General features: G+C 67.3%; 15 protein-coding genes. 7 read left to right on the top strand and 8 right to left on the bottom strand.

Annotated elements, in window-relative coordinates:
* From NHN26_RS10365 to NHN26_RS10350, 4 genes are all read right to left on the bottom strand, one after another.
* Complete coding sequence (locus tag NHN26_RS10365) at positions 1-843, bottom strand: ABC transporter permease (protein WP_253089411.1); 843 nt, start codon at positions 841-843, stop codon at positions 1-3.
* A 1-nt stretch (position 844) separates the two neighbouring features.
* The gene (locus NHN26_RS10360) at positions 845-1,708 is read right to left on the bottom strand and encodes an ABC transporter permease (RefSeq protein WP_253089410.1); all 864 of its coding nucleotides are present in this window, start codon (positions 1,706-1,708) and stop codon (positions 845-847) included.
* A 73-nt stretch (positions 1,709-1,781) separates the two neighbouring features.
* A complete protein-coding gene (locus NHN26_RS10355; RefSeq protein ID WP_253089409.1) occupies positions 1,782-3,056 on the bottom strand; it encodes an ABC transporter substrate-binding protein in 1,275 nt (424 codons plus the stop codon).
* 27 nt (positions 3,057-3,083) lie between these two features.
* A complete protein-coding gene (locus NHN26_RS10350; RefSeq protein WP_253089408.1) occupies positions 3,084-4,067 on the bottom strand; it encodes an ABC transporter ATP-binding protein in 984 nt (327 codons plus the stop codon).
* A gap of 274 nt (positions 4,068-4,341) precedes the next feature.
* Between NHN26_RS10350 and NHN26_RS10345 the strand changes: the two genes are divergently transcribed.
* A complete protein-coding gene (locus tag NHN26_RS10345; RefSeq protein ID WP_435594199.1) occupies positions 4,342-5,049 on the top strand; it encodes a GntR family transcriptional regulator in 708 nt (235 codons plus the stop codon).
* Between the two features lie 11 nt (positions 5,050-5,060).
* Positions 5,061-5,873, top strand: coding sequence for a GNAT family N-acetyltransferase (locus tag NHN26_RS10340; protein WP_253089407.1), 813 nt, complete (start codon positions 5,061-5,063; stop codon positions 5,871-5,873).
* A gap of 185 nt (positions 5,874-6,058) precedes the next feature.
* Here the strand turns inward: NHN26_RS10340 and NHN26_RS10335 are convergent, their stop codons facing one another.
* Positions 6,059-7,312, bottom strand: coding sequence for a urate hydroxylase PuuD (locus NHN26_RS10335; protein ID WP_253089406.1), 1,254 nt, complete (start codon positions 7,310-7,312; stop codon positions 6,059-6,061).
* 115 nt (positions 7,313-7,427) lie between these two features.
* Here NHN26_RS10335 and NHN26_RS10330 point away from each other — a divergent pair, with 115 nt between their 5' ends.
* Positions 7,428-8,360 (top strand): LysR family transcriptional regulator, encoded by a 933-nt coding sequence (locus NHN26_RS10330; RefSeq protein WP_253089405.1) that lies wholly within the window; start codon positions 7,428-7,430, stop codon positions 8,358-8,360.
* Here the strand turns inward: NHN26_RS10330 and uraH are convergent.
* Positions 8,345-8,689, bottom strand: a complete 345-nt coding sequence (gene uraH, locus NHN26_RS10325; RefSeq protein ID WP_253089404.1) for a hydroxyisourate hydrolase — start codon at positions 8,687-8,689, stop codon at positions 8,345-8,347. The genes NHN26_RS10330 and uraH overlap by 16 nt on opposite strands.
* Positions 8,690-8,834: 145 nt before the next feature.
* Here uraH and puuE point away from each other — a divergent pair, with 145 nt between their 5' ends.
* From puuE to NHN26_RS10305, 4 genes are read left to right on the top strand one after another with little or no spacing between them, the layout of a single operon-like run.
* On the top strand, positions 8,835-10,253 hold the full coding sequence (puuE, locus tag NHN26_RS10320; RefSeq protein WP_253089403.1) for an allantoinase PuuE: 1,419 nt from the start codon (positions 8,835-8,837) through the stop codon (positions 10,251-10,253).
* Positions 10,250-11,083, top strand: a complete 834-nt coding sequence (locus NHN26_RS10315) for a bifunctional allantoicase/(S)-ureidoglycine aminohydrolase (protein WP_253089402.1) — start codon at positions 10,250-10,252, stop codon at positions 11,081-11,083. The genes puuE and NHN26_RS10315 overlap by 4 nt, the downstream gene beginning before the upstream one ends.
* Positions 11,080-11,556 carry an ureidoglycolate lyase gene (locus NHN26_RS10310; RefSeq protein WP_253089401.1) on the top strand — a complete coding sequence of 159 codons (477 nt, stop codon included), beginning with the start codon at positions 11,080-11,082 and terminating at the stop codon, positions 11,554-11,556. Before NHN26_RS10315 ends, NHN26_RS10310 begins: the two co-directional genes overlap by 4 nt.
* 30 nt (positions 11,557-11,586) lie before the next feature.
* On the top strand, positions 11,587-13,023 hold the full coding sequence (locus NHN26_RS10305) for a uracil-xanthine permease family protein (protein ID WP_253089400.1): 1,437 nt from the start codon (positions 11,587-11,589) through the stop codon (positions 13,021-13,023).
* Positions 13,024-13,040: 17 nt separating this feature from the next.
* Here the strand turns inward: NHN26_RS10305 and NHN26_RS10300 are convergent, their stop codons facing one another.
* A complete protein-coding gene (locus NHN26_RS10300; RefSeq protein WP_253089399.1) occupies positions 13,041-13,580 on the bottom strand; it encodes a hypothetical protein in 540 nt (179 codons plus the stop codon).
* A 17-nt stretch (positions 13,581-13,597) separates the two neighbouring features.
* Positions 13,598-16,984, bottom strand: coding sequence for a DUF6519 domain-containing protein (locus NHN26_RS10295; RefSeq protein WP_253089398.1), 3,387 nt, complete (start codon positions 16,982-16,984; stop codon positions 13,598-13,600).
* Positions 16,985-17,001: the final 17 nt, after the last annotated feature.

Here is a 17,001-nt window from a genome sequence, read left to right as displayed (position 1 = left end):
CTAGACCATCCCCTTGCCCGCATCCGACCCGGCCCGCGCGCGGCGGCGGTTCAGCGCCCAGACGGTGGTCAGGAAGACCCCGATGACAAGGAAGGAGAACAGTGTCGTCAGCGTTCCCAGCGCAAAGATCACCGGCGTCGTGACATTGGTGGTCATGCCGTAGATCTCCAGCGGCAGGGTGTTGCGGCTGCCCGCGGTCAGCAGCGTGCGGGCGAATTCATCATAGGAAAGCGTGAAGCCGAACAGCGCCACGCCGATCAGCGAGGGCGCGATGATCGGCAGCACGACATGGGCGATGGTCTGCCAGGGGCTGGCGCCCAGATCGCGGGCGGCTTCCTCATAGCTCTTGTCGAAGCGGTTGAAGACCGCGAACATGATCAGCAGGCCAAAGGGCAGCGTCCAGGTCAGTTGCGCGCCAAAACCGCTGGTCGACCAGTGCACGTCAAGCCCGGTCTGGTTAAAGATCAGCCCCACCCCCAGCGAGATCAGGATCGAGGGGATCACCAGCGCCGTGACGACAAGGTAGAACAGCACGCCCGAGCCTGCGAACCGCTTGCGAAAGGCCAGCCCGCCCATGACCGAGACGACGACGGTCGTCACCATCACCATCAGCCCCAGCGCGAATGACCGCCGGAAGCTGCCCCAGATATCGCCCACCGCCTGTTGCTGGAACAGGTCGTGGAACCAGTGCAGCGACACGCCCCGCATCGGAAAGGTCAGCCCGCCAGTTGGCCCCTGAAAGGACAGGATCGCGATTGTCAGGGTGGGGCCGTAAAGGAACAGCAGGAACAGCGCGAAAAAGGCAGCCAGCGGATAGAAGGAACGGGGGCGGCGGCGGTCCATGTCACAGCTCCTTGCGGATATCGACAAAGCGCAGCAGCGTGCCGATCACCATCAGCACCGTGACCAGCAGGATCACCGCCGTCGCCGCGGCCGAGGGGTATTGCAGAAGTGCGATGTCGTTCGAGATCAGCCGCCCGACATTGGCGGACTGGCTGCCGGACATGAAGCGCACGGTGATGAAATCGCCCATGACCAGCGTGACGACGAAGATCGAGCCGATCATTATGCCGGGCTTGCAGAGCGGGATGATGACATTGGTCAGGATCTGGAACCCGGTGGCGCCCGCGTCATTGGCGGCCTCGATCAGGCTGCGGTCGATGCGCATCATGGTGTTGAAGATCGGCACCACCATGAACAGCGTGTAAAGGTGGACAAAGGCCAGGATCACCGAGAAATCCGAGAACAGCAGCCATTCCAGCGGCTCATCGATCACCTCCCAGGAAATCAGCGTGGAATTGGCCAGACCGTTGCGCCCCAGAAACGGGATCCATGAAATCATGCGGATGATGTTCGATGTCCAGAACGGGATCGTGCACAAAAGGAACAGTGCGATCTGCCAGGTCTGGCTGCGGACATGGAAGGCCAGGAAATAGGCGACGGTAAAGCCGATGCCCAGCGTCAGCGCCCAGGTGACCAGCGCGTATTTGAACGTGTTCAGGAAGACCTGCAAGGTGACGGGCGAGGTCAGCAGGAAGTGGTAATTGTCGAACTGAAAGGCCGGGTAGATCGAGAATTCGGTCGCGCCCCAGAAGCTGACGACCACGATCATCAGGATCGGCAGCACCAGAAAGAACGCCAGCACCGCCGCCAGCGGCGAGGCCAAGAGCCAGCCCGTCAGATGTCGGTTCTTGAGAAGTGCGGCCATCGGCATGTCCTGTCGCAAAGGGCAAGGACCGGCGCGCGCAAGGCTCGGGCGCGCGCCGGGTCTGGTCAGGCCGTCAGGCGGCGATGAACTCGTTCCACTTGCGGACCATGTACTGGTTCTCGTCCATCACCGCGTTCCAGCAGGCGACCGCGCCCATGCGGTCGTGGAACGATCCGCCATCGCGCACGTCGCCCGCCTGCGCCATCGGCTGGCCCTGCGGGTTGGTGATGGTGTCGGTGGCGGGCTTGCCCTCGAACCAGTAGCCCCATTCGTTTTCGGACATGAAGTCCTTCGACGTTTCGGGCACCGCCGAGTAATAGCCCTGCCGCATCAGGAAGCCGCCGACCCAGCCCGAGAGATACCAGTTGATGTATTCATAGGCCGCGTCCAGCGCGAGCCCCGACAGGTTCGCCGACAGCCCGATGCCACCACCCCAGGAGCGGTAGCCCTCTTTCAGCGGCTGGTAGACGCAGGGGATGCCGCGCGACTTGACCGCCGTGATGGCGGGCGACCACATCGACTGGATCACCACCTCTCCGCTCGCCATCAGGTTCACGCTTTCGTCGAAGGTCTTCCAGAAGGCGCGGAACTGGCCGGCCTTCTTGGCCTCGGTGAAGATCGCCATGGTCTTGTCGATTTCTTCGCGGGTCATGTTGCCCTTGTCGCCATAGGCGATCTCGCCCATCGCCTCGCAGACCATGGCGGCGTCCATGATGCCGATCGAGCTGATGTCGAGGATCGACGCCTTGCCCTTGAATTCGGGGTTCAACAGTTCCGTCCAGCTTTCGATGGGCCGCCCGATCAGGTCGGGGCGGATGCCCAGCGTGTCGGCGTTGTAGATCGTCGGGATCAGCGTCATCCAGCCCGACTCTTCGGCCACGAAATCCTTGCCGCCGGGGCCGGAGGTAAAGCCCACGCTATGCGGCGCGGTGCCCTGCGCGATGGTGCTTTCCGGCGTCAGCTTGCCCGAGCGGAAGATGCCCACGATCTTGTCGTAATTCGCGATCTTCGAGGTATCCATCGCCTGAAGGTTGCCGGTGGGCCAGATCTTCTTGCAGATCCAGTATTCGATATCGGCGATGTCGAAGGATTTCGGCTGGGTCGCGGCGCGCTGGGTCACGGCATCGCTGTCAAGTGCTGTCATTTCCAGCGTGAAGCCCAGTTCTTCCTTCACCTTCTGCGCCACCTCGTTGAGGTTCGACACCCCCGTTCCGAACTGGCGCAGCGTGATGTCCTTGATGTTCTGCGCCCAGATCATCGGCGCGGGGAAGGCACTGGCCGCCACGCCCGCGGCGGCGCCCGTCAGCAGGGTCCGGCGGCTCAGGCCGGTCTTGGTCGCTTGGGTCATCTGTCTCTCCATGATGGACGTCTGGTGTCACGCGCCAAGCGCGTGCAGGTTGGCGTCGTCCCAGCTCAGCCCGACGCTGTCGCCGGGCTGGATGGGTTGGACGAAATACTGCTCCTCGGGCAGAAGCGCGGTGATCTCCTGATCGCCCGCGGCCAGCAGGGTCAGCGCGACGCTGGCGCCCTGGTATTCGATGCCTGTCACCCGGCCTTCCAGCCTGCCCTTTTCGGATCCGGTCAGGGCGATCCGGTCGGCGCGGATGGCGAAATGGCCCTGCGGCAGCGCGATCACGTTATGCCCGCCCATGAAACGCGCGACGAATTCGGTGCGCGGCGCGTTGAACACCTCGCGCGCGGGGCCGGCCTGTTCGATGCGGGCGTTGTTCATCACCACGATCTCGTCGGCCAGCGCCAGCGCCTCGTCCTGGCCATGGGTGACATGGATGAAGGTGATCCCCAGTTCGCGTTGAAGCTTCTTGAGCTCGGCCCGCATGCGGATGCGCAGGAACGGGTCGAGCGCGGAGAGCGGTTCGTCCAGCAACAGCACCTGCGGCCGGGTGATCAGCGCCCGCGCCAGCGCCACGCGCTGCTGCTGGCCGCCCGAAAGCTGCGCGGGCAGCCGGTCGGCCAGATGCTGCATGTGCACGAGTTCCAGCATCTCGCCCGCCTGCCTGCGGCGGATGTCGCGGTCGATGCCCTTCATTTTCAGGCTGAAGGCCACGTTGTCGGTGACGCTGAGATGGGGAAACAGCGCGTAGTTCTGGAACATCATCGCGGTGCCGCGTTTCGCGGGCGGCAGATGCGCGATGTCGTGACCGCCCAGCACGATGGCGCCGTCCGAAACGTCCTCGTGGCCCGCGATCATCCTGAGCGTCGAGGATTTGCCGCAGCCCGACGGACCCAGCAGGCAGGCATAGCTGCCCGCGTGAAACAGATGGTGGATGCCATCCACCGCAAGGCTCTGGCCGTACCGCTTGGTCAGAGCGACAAGTTCAAGGTCGAGGTCCGATCGCATGGGCGTTTCCATCGCTGCTGACCCACACTCTCGCGTGGGCCTGCGCCGGGGAACCGCAAGGCGCGGCCGGGGCGGGGGGATTCTTCAACTGCCCGCGGAATGGGCGATTGTGAGCGGGAATGTCTGCAAGAGGTGCGCAGATTGTATACGATCATGTGTCCGAACCCGCCCCGCCCTCGCGAATCTTGAGCCCCGTCCGGTATTTCGCCAAACAGGGGCAAACGGGCCCCCGCCCCGCCCCAGAAAAGAAAGTCATCCGGTGAACGAGCTTGGCATCCCCAGCGCGCATGCGGCCGGTCGTGAAAGCGGCCGTGCCACGCGCGCGCGGGAGGTGGCCGACAGCCTGACCCGCGCGATCCACGAACACCGGCTGGGGCCGGGGATGAAGCTGTCCGAGGACGAGGTGGGCGAGATTTTCGGCGTCAGCCGGACCATCGTGCGCGCCGCGCTGCAACAGCTTGCCCATGACCAGCTTGTGACGATCGAGCCGCATCGCGGCGCCTTTGTCGCCCAGCCCTCGGTGCGCGAGGCGCGCGAGGTGTTCGAGGCGCGCGCGCTGCTGGAGCCGCGCACCGCGCGCTCCGCCGCAGAGCGCGCCACGCCCGAGGATATCGCGATCCTGCGCCGCCACATCGCGCAGGAACATGCCGCGCTGCATGCCGGGCAGGACGGCGCGGCGCTGCGGCTGTCGGGGCTTTTTCATATCGAGATCGCCCGCATCGCCGACCAGGCCACCATCGCCGAGTTCATCGGCCAGCTTGTATCGCGCTCGTCGCTGGTGATCGCGCTATACTGGCGGCGGCGCAACGCGCTCTGCGAAAGCCATGCCCATGACGCGCTGCTCAAGGCACTGGCCGACCGGGACGGGGCGCTGGCCGAAGACCTGATGAAGGGGCACCTGCTGGACCTGTTGTCCTCTCTCGACCTGCGCGAGGCGCCGGGGCAGCGGCGCTCGCTCAAAGAGGCGCTGGGGCGGGCATGAAACCAAGGACCATGAGCCGAAGGGAACTCGACCTCGTGCTGGGCTGGGCCGCCGAGGAGGGCTGGAACCCGGGGCTGGAGGATGCCGAGCCGTTCCACGCAACCGATCCCGAGGGGTTCTTCGTCGCCGAACTGGATGGCAGGGTGGCGGCCGCGATCTCGGTGGTGAACCATTCCGACAGGGTGGCGTTTCTGGGGCTTTACATCTGCCACCCGGACTATCGCGGCAAGGGGGTCGGCCTGCACCTGTGGCAGCATGCGCTGGAGCATGCCGGGCCGCGTAGCGTGGGGCTGGACGGGGTGGCGGCGCAGCAGGCGAACTATGCCCGATCGGGCTTCGCGATGGCGGGACGCACGGTGCGCTTTGCGGGGGTGCTGCCGGGAGCGCCGCATGCGGGCATCGGACCGGCCGGCGCGCGCGAACGGCCCGGGCTGATCGCGCTGGAAGCGCGCGCCGCGGGCCATGAGAAGCCGCGCTTCCTGTCCGGATGGCTGGCCGACACGGCCACGCGCAAGACCCTGGTGGCGCGCGCCGAGGGCGAGATCGCGGGCTTCGTCACGCTGCGCGAATGCCGCGAGGGCTACAAGATCGGCCCGCTGGTGGCGCGCACCGAGGCGATTGCCGCGGCGCTGATCGAGGCGGCGGGGGTGGTGACGGGCGAGGCGGCGGTGATGATCGACCTTCCCGCCGACGGGCGGTGGCTTTCGGCCCATTGCGCCGGACTTGGGATGGTGCCGGTGTTCGAGACGGCGCGGATGTACCGGGGCGAGGCGCCGGTGGGCGGTGACGTGATTTCCGCGGTGGCGACGCTGGAACTGGGCTAGGCGCGGTTTCGCCCCGCTGGCGCCGGGGCGACCCGCCCGGGGGCGCTGCCCGTCGCCATTGTCGCTCGGAGTTGCCATTGGTGCGCCATTGGTTCGAGCGACAATGGCCACGGCGCTTCAATGGCGACCCCCGGGGTATTTCGGCCAGGAAGAAGGTGAGATCGGGGCCGCGGGCAGGCGCTGGGCTATTGCGCGCGGGCCATCTGCCGCGCCGCGCCGATGCTGCGATACCAGGCCACGATCCGGGCGCGTTCTGCCTCCTCGATCTGCATGAGGTTGCCGGGCGGCATGGCATGGGTGATGCCCGCCTGAAGGTAGATCGCCCGCGCCTGCGTCGCGATCTGGGCCTCGGTCTCAAGCCGCACGCCCCTGGGCGCGGTGGCAAGCCCCGGCCAGAGCGGTTCGGCGGCGTGGCACATCGCGCAGCGCGTCTCGACGATCTCGCGCACCTCGGCGAAATGGGCGGCGGCGACCGCCGGGGCCAGGTGGGCGGGCAGGGCGGTGTCCTGAACCGGCTCCGCGCCCTTCAGCATCGGCGCGGCCGACAGCGCCATGATCGCCAGGAACACCGCCGCCGTCGCCCCCCAGGTCCAGTTCGGGCGGCCCTTGCGGGCGTGCATCGTGTTGAAATAATGCCGGATCGTGACCCCCATCAGGAAGACGAGGCTGGCGATGATCCAGTTGTACTCGCTGGCAAAGGCCAGCGGGTAGTGGTTCGACAGCATCAGGAAGATCACCGGCAGCGTCAGGTAATTGTTATGCATCGAGCGCAGCTTGGCGATCGCGCCATATTTCGGGTCGGGCGTGCGGCCCGCCTTGAGGTCGGCCACCACGATTCGCTGGTTCGGCATGATGACGAGGAAGACATTGGCCACCATGATCGTGCCGGTGAACGCGCCCAGATGCAAAAGCGCCGCGCGGCCCGTGAAGACCTGCGTGTAAGCCCATGACATGACGACGAGAATGGCAAACAGGATCAGCATCAGCGTGGTCGGTTGTCGGCCCAGCTTGCTGCGGCACAACAGGTCGTAGAGCACCCAGCCCAGCGCCAGCGACCCCGCCGAGATCGCGATGGCCTGCCATTGGGTCAGGTCCATCTTCGTGTAATCGATGAGGTAAAGCTCCGCCCCGACCCAGTAGACAACAGCCAGCAGCGCAAAGCCCGAGATCCAGGTCCAGTAAGCCTCCCATTTGAACCAGGTCAGGTGTTCGGGCATGTGATCGGGGGCCACGGTGTATTTCCGGATATGGTAGAAGCCCCCGCCATGCACCTGCCATTCCTCGCCCAGCACGCCCCGGGGCATGTTCGGCACCTTTTGCAGCCCCAGATCCAGCGCGATGAAATAGAAGGACGATCCGATCCAGGCGATGCCGGTGATGACATGCAGCCAGCGGATGGCGAATTCCAGCCAGTCGAGGATCATCGCGGTGTCGAACATCTGGGGTCTCCTTGCGGTCCTTCCGGCACGCTATACGGACCCTGGGCTTTCTGATAATTCCTGAAACCGCCGATCAGTTTCAAGAATACCCGAACAATCGCCCCGTGACCGATCCGTGACCAGTCTCAACAATATCCGCATGTTCGTGCGCGTCTACGAGCTGGAGAACATGTCCGCCGCCGCGCGCGATCTTCAGGTCTCGGCGGCGGTGGCCTCGTCCCGGATCGCGGAGCTCGAGCGGCATCTGGGCATCCGGCTATTCGTGCGCACCACGCGGTCGATCCAGCCGACCGAGCAGGGGCGGATCTACTATCCCAAGGCACTCAAGGTGCTCGAGGCGCTGGAAGAGGCCGAGGCGGCGGTGCACGAGGTGACGCTGAACCCGCGCGGGTCGATCTTCGTCTCGGCGCCGCTGGGGGTGGGGCGGCGGCTGATCGCGCCCAACGTGGCGCAATTTCACGAGAAATACCCCGAGGTGCATGTCCGGTTGCGGCTGTCGGACCGCCGGGTGGATGTGACGGGCGAGGGGCTGGATGTCAGTTTCGCGCTGGGCGATCTGCCCGATTCGGGACTGCGCGTGCGGATGCTGGCCGATTGCCCGCGGGTTCTGTGCGCCGCGCCCGCCTATCTCGAGCGGCGCGGGATGCCGCGGGCGGGGGCCGATCTGGTGGCGCAAGGGCATGACTGCCTGTTGCTGCGCTTCCCCGGCTCGACCGAATTCCGCTGGACGCTGCGCACGCCCGAGGGGCCGCAGCGCTTCGACATCAAGGGGCCCTATGCCTGCGACGATGGCGATGTGCTGACGGAATGGGCGCTGGACGGGCGCGGGGTCGTGATGAAGGCGGTCTTCGACGTGGCCGAGCACCTGGCCTCGGGCGCGCTGGTGCCGGTGGCCGAATCGACGCCGCCGCCCGATGCGCAGCTCGCCTGCCTGTTTCCGCACAAGCGCAACCAGGACCCCAAGAGTCGGCTCTTCATCGAGTTCATGGCCGAGCGCATCAAGGCGGAACTCAAGGCGCGAGAGCGCGCCTATCAGCTGCCGCGATAGGTGGAATAGCCGTAGGGCGAGAGCAGGAGCGGGACGTGGTAGTGATCTGCCTCGGCCATCGTGAAGCGCAGCGGGATCACGTCGAGGAAATCGGCCGCGAGCCCGAGCCCGCGCAGGTAGTCGCCCGCGTGGAACACCAGCTCGTAGCTCCCCGGCGCGAAGGCGTCTTCGGGCAGGATCGGCGCGTCGGTGCGGCCATCGGCATTGGTGCGCATCTCGGCCATGGTCTCGCGATCCGCGCCGTCGAGCCGAAAAAGCTCGATCCGCAGCCCCGCGGCCGGGCAGCCGCGCGCCGTGTCCAGAACATGGGTCGTCAGATATCCGGGCATCGCATGCCTCCTGTGCCGTTTTCCCGGTCATGCCCGAGCGCGGGAGGACTATAAACGCCCCGCGGCCCGAAACACTTTCAGGATTTTTTTGAAAGACGGCAGGGGTCTTCTTGGATTATGCGAAAGTGAAGCGATCGGAGGGCGCATGAACAGGTATCCGCGCGATCTCAGGGGGTATGGGGCCACGCCGCCGGACCCGAAATGGCCCGGCGGCGCGAAGCTCGCCGTGCAGTTCGTCGTCAACTACGAGGAGGGTGGAGAGAACTGCATTCTCCATGGCGACGAAGCGTCCGAGGCGTTCCTGTCCGAGATCGTGGGCGCAGCCCCCTGGCAAGGCCAGCGCCACTGGAACATGGAGACGATCTACGACTACGGCGCGCGGGCCGGGTTCTGGCGGCTGCATCGCCTGTTCACGGAACGCGACATGCCGGTGACGGTCTACGGCGTCGCCACTGCTCTGGCCCGCAGCCCCGAGCAGGTGGTCGCGATGCAGGCGGCGGGCTGGGAAATCGCCAGCCACGGCCTGAAATGGATCGAGTACAGGGACTGGTCCGAGGCCGACGAGCGCGCGCATATGCAAGAGGCCAAGCGGTTGCACGAGGCGGTGACCGGCGCGACCCCGCGCGGCTGGTATACCGGGCGGACCTCGATGAACACCGTGCGGCTGGCCGCCGAGAATGGCGGTTTTGCCTATGTGGCAGACAGTTACGCCGACGAATTGCCATTCTGGATGAGCTTTGGCGAGCGCCACCAGTTGATCGTGCCCTATACGCTGGACGCCAACGACATGCGGTTCGCCACGCCGCAGGGCTTCAACGCGGGCGACCAGTTCTACGCCTATCTCAAGGACAGTTTCGACGTGCTGCTGGCCGAGGGGCGGGCGGGGGCGCCGAAAATGATGTCGGTGGGGCTGCATTGCCGGCTGGTGGGCCGGCCCGGCCGGGCGGCGGCGCTGGCGCGGTTTCTGGACTATGTCGCGCAGCATGACGATGTGTGGGTCGCGCGCCGGATCGACATTGCGGATCACTGGGCCGCGACCCATCCCCCGGTGGTCTGGGAACGCCCCTCGCAGATGGACCGTGCGCGGTTCGTGGACCGCTTCGGCGGCGTGTTCGAACATTCGCCCTGGATCGCCGAGGGGGCGCATGGGCTGGAACTTGGCCCCGCGCATGATTGCGCCTTGGGGCTGCACAATGCGCTGGCGCGGGTGTTCCGGATGGCGGATGCGGATCGGCGGCTGGCCGTTCTGCGCGCCCATCCCGATCTGGCGGGGAAACTTGCGCAGGCCAGACGGCTGACGCCCGACTCGACGGCGGAACAGGCCTCCGCCGGGCTCGACGCGCTGACCGATGCCGAGCGCGCGCGGTTTCAGGACCTGAATGCCCGCTATACCGCGCGCTTCGGCTTTCCCTTCATCATAGCCGTGCGCGACCACGACAAGGCGTCGATCCTTGCGGGTTTTGAACGGCGGCTTGAGAACGACGCCGATCAGGAATTCGCCGAAGCCTGCCGCCAGGTCGAACGGATCGCGCTTCACCGCCTGAAGGAGATGCTGCCGCAATGACCCATCCCCCCTATTTCGCGCCCCATGGCGGGCTGCCGGGGCAGGAGGCGCTGCATACCGGCCGCGCGGTGTTCACCGAAGCCTATGCGGTGATCCCCAGGGGCGTGATGCGCGATATCGTGACCTCGAACCTGCCGCATTGGCGGGATACCCGGGCCTGGATCATTGCCCGGCCGATGACCGGCTTTGCCGAGACCTTTGCGCAATATGTGATGGAAGTGGCACCCGGCGGCGGCAGCGACGCGCCCGAGCCCGATCCGGGCGCCCAGGGCGTGATCTTCGTCGCCGAGGGCGCCATCGAGATCGCGCTGGGCGAGATTGCCCATCTGGTCGAGCCCGGCGGCTATGCCTATCTGCCGCCCGGCTGCGGCTGGCGGCTGAGGGCGCTGGGCGAGCATCCGGCCCGGTTTCACTGGATCCGCAAGCGCTATCAGGCGGTCGAGGGAATCGAGATGCCCGAACCCTTCTTCGCCAGCGAGACCGAGATCGCGCCGGTCGCCATGCCCGGCACGGATGGGCGCTGGGCCACGACGCGCTTTGTCGATCCGGACGACCTGCGCCACGACATGCATGTGAACATCGTCACCTTCCAGCCCGGCGGCCTGATCCCCTTCGAGGAAACGCATGTGATGGAGCACGGGCTTTACGTTCTGGAGGGGAAAGCCGTCTACCGGCTGAACCGCGACTGGGTCGAGGTCGAGGCGGGCGATTTCATGTGGTTGCGGGCCTTCTGCCCGCAGGCCTGTTACGCGGGCGGGCCGGGGCGGTTCCGCTATCTGCTCTACAAGGACGTGAACCGCCATCCGGCACTCGCGCTGCCCGGCGCATGAGCCTGACCGCGGCCCCCCTGACCGCCGACGCCTTCGCCTCTTTCGGCGAGGTGATCGAGCCGGGCGGCGATTTCAGGCTGATCAACGAGGGCGCCTGCCGCCGCTTCACCGACCTTGCCACGCTGGATATCGTCGACGGGCGGCCGGGCCTCAGCCTGTTTCAGGCCGAGATCCGCAGCCTGCCCCATGACTGCACGCTGCTGGAACGTCATCCGCTGGGCTCGCAATGCTTCATTCCGATGCAGGGCGGCCGATATCTGGTGATTGTCGCGCCAGACGAGGGCGGGGCGCCGGGAACTCCCCGTGCCTTCGTTGCCGAAGGATACCAATGCGTGAACATCGCACGGAACACTTGGCATGGCGTTCTGTGTCCGATTGCCGGCCCGGGCCTTTTCGCGGTCATCGACCGCATCGGTGCGGGAGGAAACCTTGAGGAGCACCGCCTGGGCCGGCCCATCCGCGTCACCCCGTAAGGGCGGCGCGCAAAAACAGGGAGAAGGACGATGGCAGACAGCACCATCGGGACGCCGGAACAACTCCGCGACCCGAACTACACGCCCGCGCTCTACAAGGCGGTGCCGCTCGGCATCCAGCACGTTCTGGCGATGTTCGTCTCGAACGTGACGCCCGCGATCATCCTGGCCGGTGCGGCGGGCTTCGGCTTCGGCTCGGCCGCGGGGGCGCAGGGCTTTCCGGACATGTCCTATCTGATACAGATGTCGATGCTGTTCGCGGGCATCGCCACGCTGTTCCAGACCATCGGCATCGGCCCGGTGGGCGCACGGCTGCCGATCGTGCAGGGCACCAGTTTCGCCTTCATCCCGATCATGATCCCGCTGGTCGCGGGCAAGGGGGTCGAGGCGCTGCCGGTGATCTTTGGCGGCGTGCTGGTGGGCGGGCTGTTCCATGCCGCGCTGGGCACGGTGATCGGGCGCATCCGCTTTGCGCTGCCGCCGCTGGTGACGGGGCTTGTGGTCACGATGATCGGGCTCGCGCTGGTCAAGGTGGGCATCCAGTATGCCGCGGGCGGCGTTCCGGCCATGGGCACGCCGGAATTCGGCAGCCTGCGCAGCTGGTCGGCGGCGCTGGTGGTGGTGTTCGTCACGCTGGGGTTGAAATTCTATGCCCGCGGGATGCTGTCGGTCTCGGCGGTCGCGGTGGGCATTCTTGTCGGCTATGTCTATGCGCTGGCCATCGGCATGGTCACCTTTCAGGGCATCGCGACAAGCTGGGGCCGGGCGGGCCTGATCGAGGTGCCGGTGCCGTTCAAGTACGGGCTTGAATTCTCGGTGGCGGCCATCGTGGGCTTCTGCCTGATGGCCTTTGTCTCGGCGGTGGAAACCGTGGGCGATGTCTCGGGGATCACCAAGGGCGGCGCCGGGCGCGAGGCGACCGAGAAGGAAATTCAGGGCGCGACCTATGCCGACGGGGTCGGCACGGCGGTTGCCGGTGTCTTCGGCGGCTTGCCCAACACCTCATTCAGCCAGAATGTCGGCCTGATTGCCATGACCGGTGTGATGAGCCGCCATGTCGTGACCATCGGCGCGCTGTTCCTTATCCTGTGCGGTCTGGTGCCCAAGGTCGGCGCGTTGATCCGCACCATCCCGATCGAGGTTCTGGGCGGCGGCGTCATCGTGATGTTCGGCATGGTGGTCGCGGCGGGTGTCTCGATGCTGTCGGATGTGCACTGGAACCGGCGCAACATGGTGATCTTTGCCATCGCGCTGTCGGTCGGGCTGGGCTTGCAGCTTGAACCCTCGGCGGTGCAGCACCTGCCCGAGACGCTGCGCATCCTGATGACCAGCGGCATCCTGCCCGCTGCGCTGATCGCGATCGGGCTGAACCTCGCGCTGCCCGATGACCTGCCCTCCGAGGCGACCGAGGAGGTTTCGGGCGGGCTGGCGGGGCAGGGGCGCGGCAGCCTGCCCGGCAGCCGGTAAGGGGCGCTGCGCCGCCCTCAGCGCTGGCGTTCGGCCAGCGCCCTGAGGGCGGCCAGCCGCTCCTGCGCCTCGTCCAGCGCCTTGGCGAAGCGTTCGGCGCGGGTCTTGTCCTCCTCCTGCCGCTTGGCCAGCGCCTCGCGGGCCTTTGATGCAAGCTCGGCGCTTTCGGGCAGCGCCCGGCGCACCTGCTGGGCGAAGGCCCGGTCGCCCAGCCGCGCCAGCCCCCGTTCGGTCGCCTTGCCCGAGGCGGCGAAGCGGTCCGAAAGCACCCGCCCGGCAAGCTCCAGCCGGGTGCCGGTTTCGTCCAGTATGCCGCCCGCATCCGCCCGCGCCGCGATCACCCGGTCGGTGCGCGGCAGGCCGATATCGCCGGGAATGACGATGGCCTTGCCGCTGGCAAAGCCTTCGGGCGTGGCAAGCTCCGGGTTCGCGCGCAACAGCGCGGCCTCAGCCAGTTGCAGCTTGCGCTCGGCCTCGGGTTCCTCGATCACGAAAAGCCGCTGGGCAAGCGTCTTGAGGCTGCGCTCGCGGGCCACTCGGGCGATCCTGTCGGCCATGATGCGTCCTTTCTGTCTCAGGGGGCAATGATGTTGAGCGCGGCAAAGGCCGCAGGCAGGCCCGCGGGCGTGACCTGAACGCCGGCCGAGGTGATGTTGCCCACGGGGGTCGCCGCGCGCGTTGCCAGAAGCAGCGACAGCCCCGCCTCGCGCGGGTGGCGCAGGCTGTTGGCGCCCGCGGTGATCCGTTCGGCGGCGATCACCACCTGCGCCGCGATATTCGCGCCGCCCAGCAGGTCGCACTGGTTGCGGCTGAAATCGACCGAGGCGGTGCCGGGCGCGGCGATGACGACGACCGGGGCAATCTGTGGGGCGAAATGGATCACCTGGTTGCCCGCCACGCCCAGTTGGACGGGCAGGATCGGCGCCACCTCGAACGCGTCGCGATGGGTCAGCGCGTAAAGCCGCCCGTCGATGGCGGCATAGCCGATGTCGCGCCGCTCGATGCCCGGGACCGCCCCCATCGTGCCGGTGAACGCCTCACGCAGGGCCGCGCCATCGCCGATCCGCGCGATATCCTCCTCCGAGCCGATCTCGATGGCCTGCCAGGCAGTGAATTCGCCGCGCCGTTCCGTGGTGCCGTCGATGCGGTTGTCCCGGACCGAAAGCTGGAACCAGGGCGGACGGCCCAGCACGCCCCAGGCCCGCGCCTCGGCGCGGTCGGGGCCGATCTCGGTGATCGTGTTGCCCTCGATCGCGAGGGCAAGCACCCCTTGCAGCGCGATTCCGGCATTCTGCGAGCGGTCGGGCATTTCCCGTCCGATCCCGCGGATCGAATTGCCGCGCGCCTGCCCCTCGATCACGCCGAGCAGGACGATCCCCGCCGCGCCCACGCCATCCGGCCCGCCGCGGATATCCTCGATCACGTTGTCCTCGATGGCGATATGGCGCCCGGCAAAGCCCGGTTGGGACATGATCCCGGCCAGCCCGCAGCGCCGGATCAGGTTGCGCTTGATGAGCAGGGCATCATACTCGCCCGCGATCCGGATGCCCACGCCGCCCAGATCCGAGATGCGGTTGCCGATCAGTTGCGCCGAGACCGGCACCTCGGGCACCACGTTGGGCATTATCAGGATACCGTCGGCCGCAACCGGTCCGCCGCTGATCTCGTTGTCCTGAAGGCGGATGTCGTTCACGCCGATCACGGCGGCGGGGCCTTCGGACTGGATCGTGTTGCCGTCAAGTGCTGTGCCGCCCGTGGGCAGTTCGAACCAGTTCAGCGCAACCCCCGCCATCGAGCCCGAGAAGACGTTGCGCGCCATGGTCGTGCCTGCAAGGCTGAAGGCAAGGCCCACCAGCCGCAGCCCGACATTGTCCGCGAACACGATGTTGTCGAGCATCCGCAATTCGGCCAGCGCCAGCCAGCCCGGGCGGGGCTCGACCGCGGCGACCACCCCGCCGCCGCCCATCGCGTCGAAGGCCGAGACCGAGCCGATTCCCATCGGCGCCGCGATCAGGCATTCCTCGATCTTGGCGGCCATCACGATGCCTTCGAGCACGATGCCATGATCCTGCCGTGTCGGCCCCGAGGCCAGCACCAGGATCGCCAGGCGGCGCAGCGCCATCGTCGCGGTATGCGTCGCCCTGAGCCCATGCGCCGAGGCCGCGCCGGGCGCGGTGGACCCCGCGCTTTCGGGCGCAACGATGATCGACAGATCCTCGATGCGGATGTCTATGCAGGTGTCGATCTCGATGGCCGCGCCCACGGCGTTCTGCAACGAGATGACCGTCGTGATCCCGTGCCCCTTCAGCGTGACGCCGAACAGGTTCGCCATGCGCAACGGTTCGCGCAATTCGTAGCGCCCGGGGTTCAGGCAGACCGTGCCGCCGCCCGCCGCCGCCACGCGGTCGATGCCCGCCTGGATCGTCAGCGGGCCCGAGGCATGGCTTTCGGGGGTGACGCAGACCGAACAGGCGCAGCCTTCGCCGGCGGGGACCTGCGTGGGGTCGGGCGGCCAGAAGATGCGGCAATCGTCCGGCGCGGCGCTGGGCGAGGTCAGGACCGCGAGCTTGCAGTAATGGCGCTGGACGCTGTCGGGCGGGGCCTCGGTCAACCGCTCGATCTGGGTGCCCGCGGTGCGCGCGCGGAACCGCCAGGCATCCATCGCCCGATACCGCCCCGCGCCCGGCGCGGTCGAGAAGGCCACCGTGATCCCCGATTCCAGCAGCAGGACCGTGCCCGCGGGCGGCACCGGGATCAGCCCGGGCGGCGCGCCGGGGTTCTCGGCGTCCAGATCCCACCATACGGAATTGTCGGCGATGTTGCGGATCACGCCGGTCTGGTCCCAGCGGATCAGCCGGGAATGGCGTGCGCGCGGGGTGTCACCGTCAAGGCCGGTGGGGATCAGGTCGGGGTCTATGGTCCCCTCAAGCTCGATTTCGCGCATGTCCTCGCGCACCGCGGCGATGCGCAGGATCTGGCCCGAGCGATGGTCGAACTCGCGCCGGTCATCGGTGATCTCGACCCAGTTGCCCTCGCGAAAGCGCAGGATCTCGTCGCGGCCGATGCTGCGCACGGTGATCCGGTCGGCCGAGGCGGCAAAGCTCTCGATGGCGGCCGCGACCGAGGCATTCTCGCGCGAATACTTGAACCACGCATCGGTCTGGGCGCCGCTGTCGCCGACCTGATGGATTTCCACCCGGTAGAACTGGTTCTCAAGCCCGGTATAGCCATCGGTCGGCGGCACAAGGCAGGGATCTTCGGGATCCTCGACATCGACGGTATCGGTGCTCAGCCGCGCGGTCGAGGGCGCGATGGTCGCGGCCCAGCCGGTCAGTGCCTCGTCGGGCGTGGCGCAACTGGCCCCCGTGCCGATCCCGCCCAAGAGCCGCACCTGCCAGACTGTCTGCCAGCGCGTCGCGCTGTCCACCCCGCCCAGCGCGGGGTCCAGCAGCGTCGGGTCCATCAGCGCCGTCACCTCGCGCTGCCAGGCGACCAGATAGGCCAGCACCGGCCCGCTGACCCGGGGCGGATCCTCGGGCGTCGGCCACCAGGGCTGGGCGCTGTAGGCGACATAGCCCTCGGGGGGCGAGGCCAGTTCGTCCAGAACGCCTTGCGGCGCGGTCGCGGGGCCGGTGCCGCGGTCGAAGACCGGGACGGGGCCGTCGCCCGCCCGCGCGAAATCGGCATTGCCGTGGTTTTCCACCAGCATCCCGCCAAGATAAAGCCGCCCCGGCCCGATCTCGATCCCGCCGCCTGCAAGGCGGATGTGAAAGCCGGTTTCCGTCTCGCGCGTGACCACGGCGCGGCCGATCGTGTCCACCGTGCCCGCCCGGATGCGCCGCTCCAGAACGCGCACCATCTCGTTCCAGTCGGAGTCCAGCACCGGCCGGCCCTGTTGCAGGAACACCCCGGCATAGTCGCGCAGCGCGTCGAAACTGTCCTTGCTGTAATCGCCGCCCATCGCTCGGGTCCTTTCGG

Origin of the sequence: Rhodovulum tesquicola (assembly GCF_024128855.1) — a bacterium.
In the GTDB taxonomy this organism is placed as follows: Bacteria; Pseudomonadota; Alphaproteobacteria; order Rhodobacterales; family Rhodobacteraceae; genus Rhodovulum; species Rhodovulum tesquicola.
This window is presented reverse-complemented; position numbering and strand designations above follow the sequence as displayed.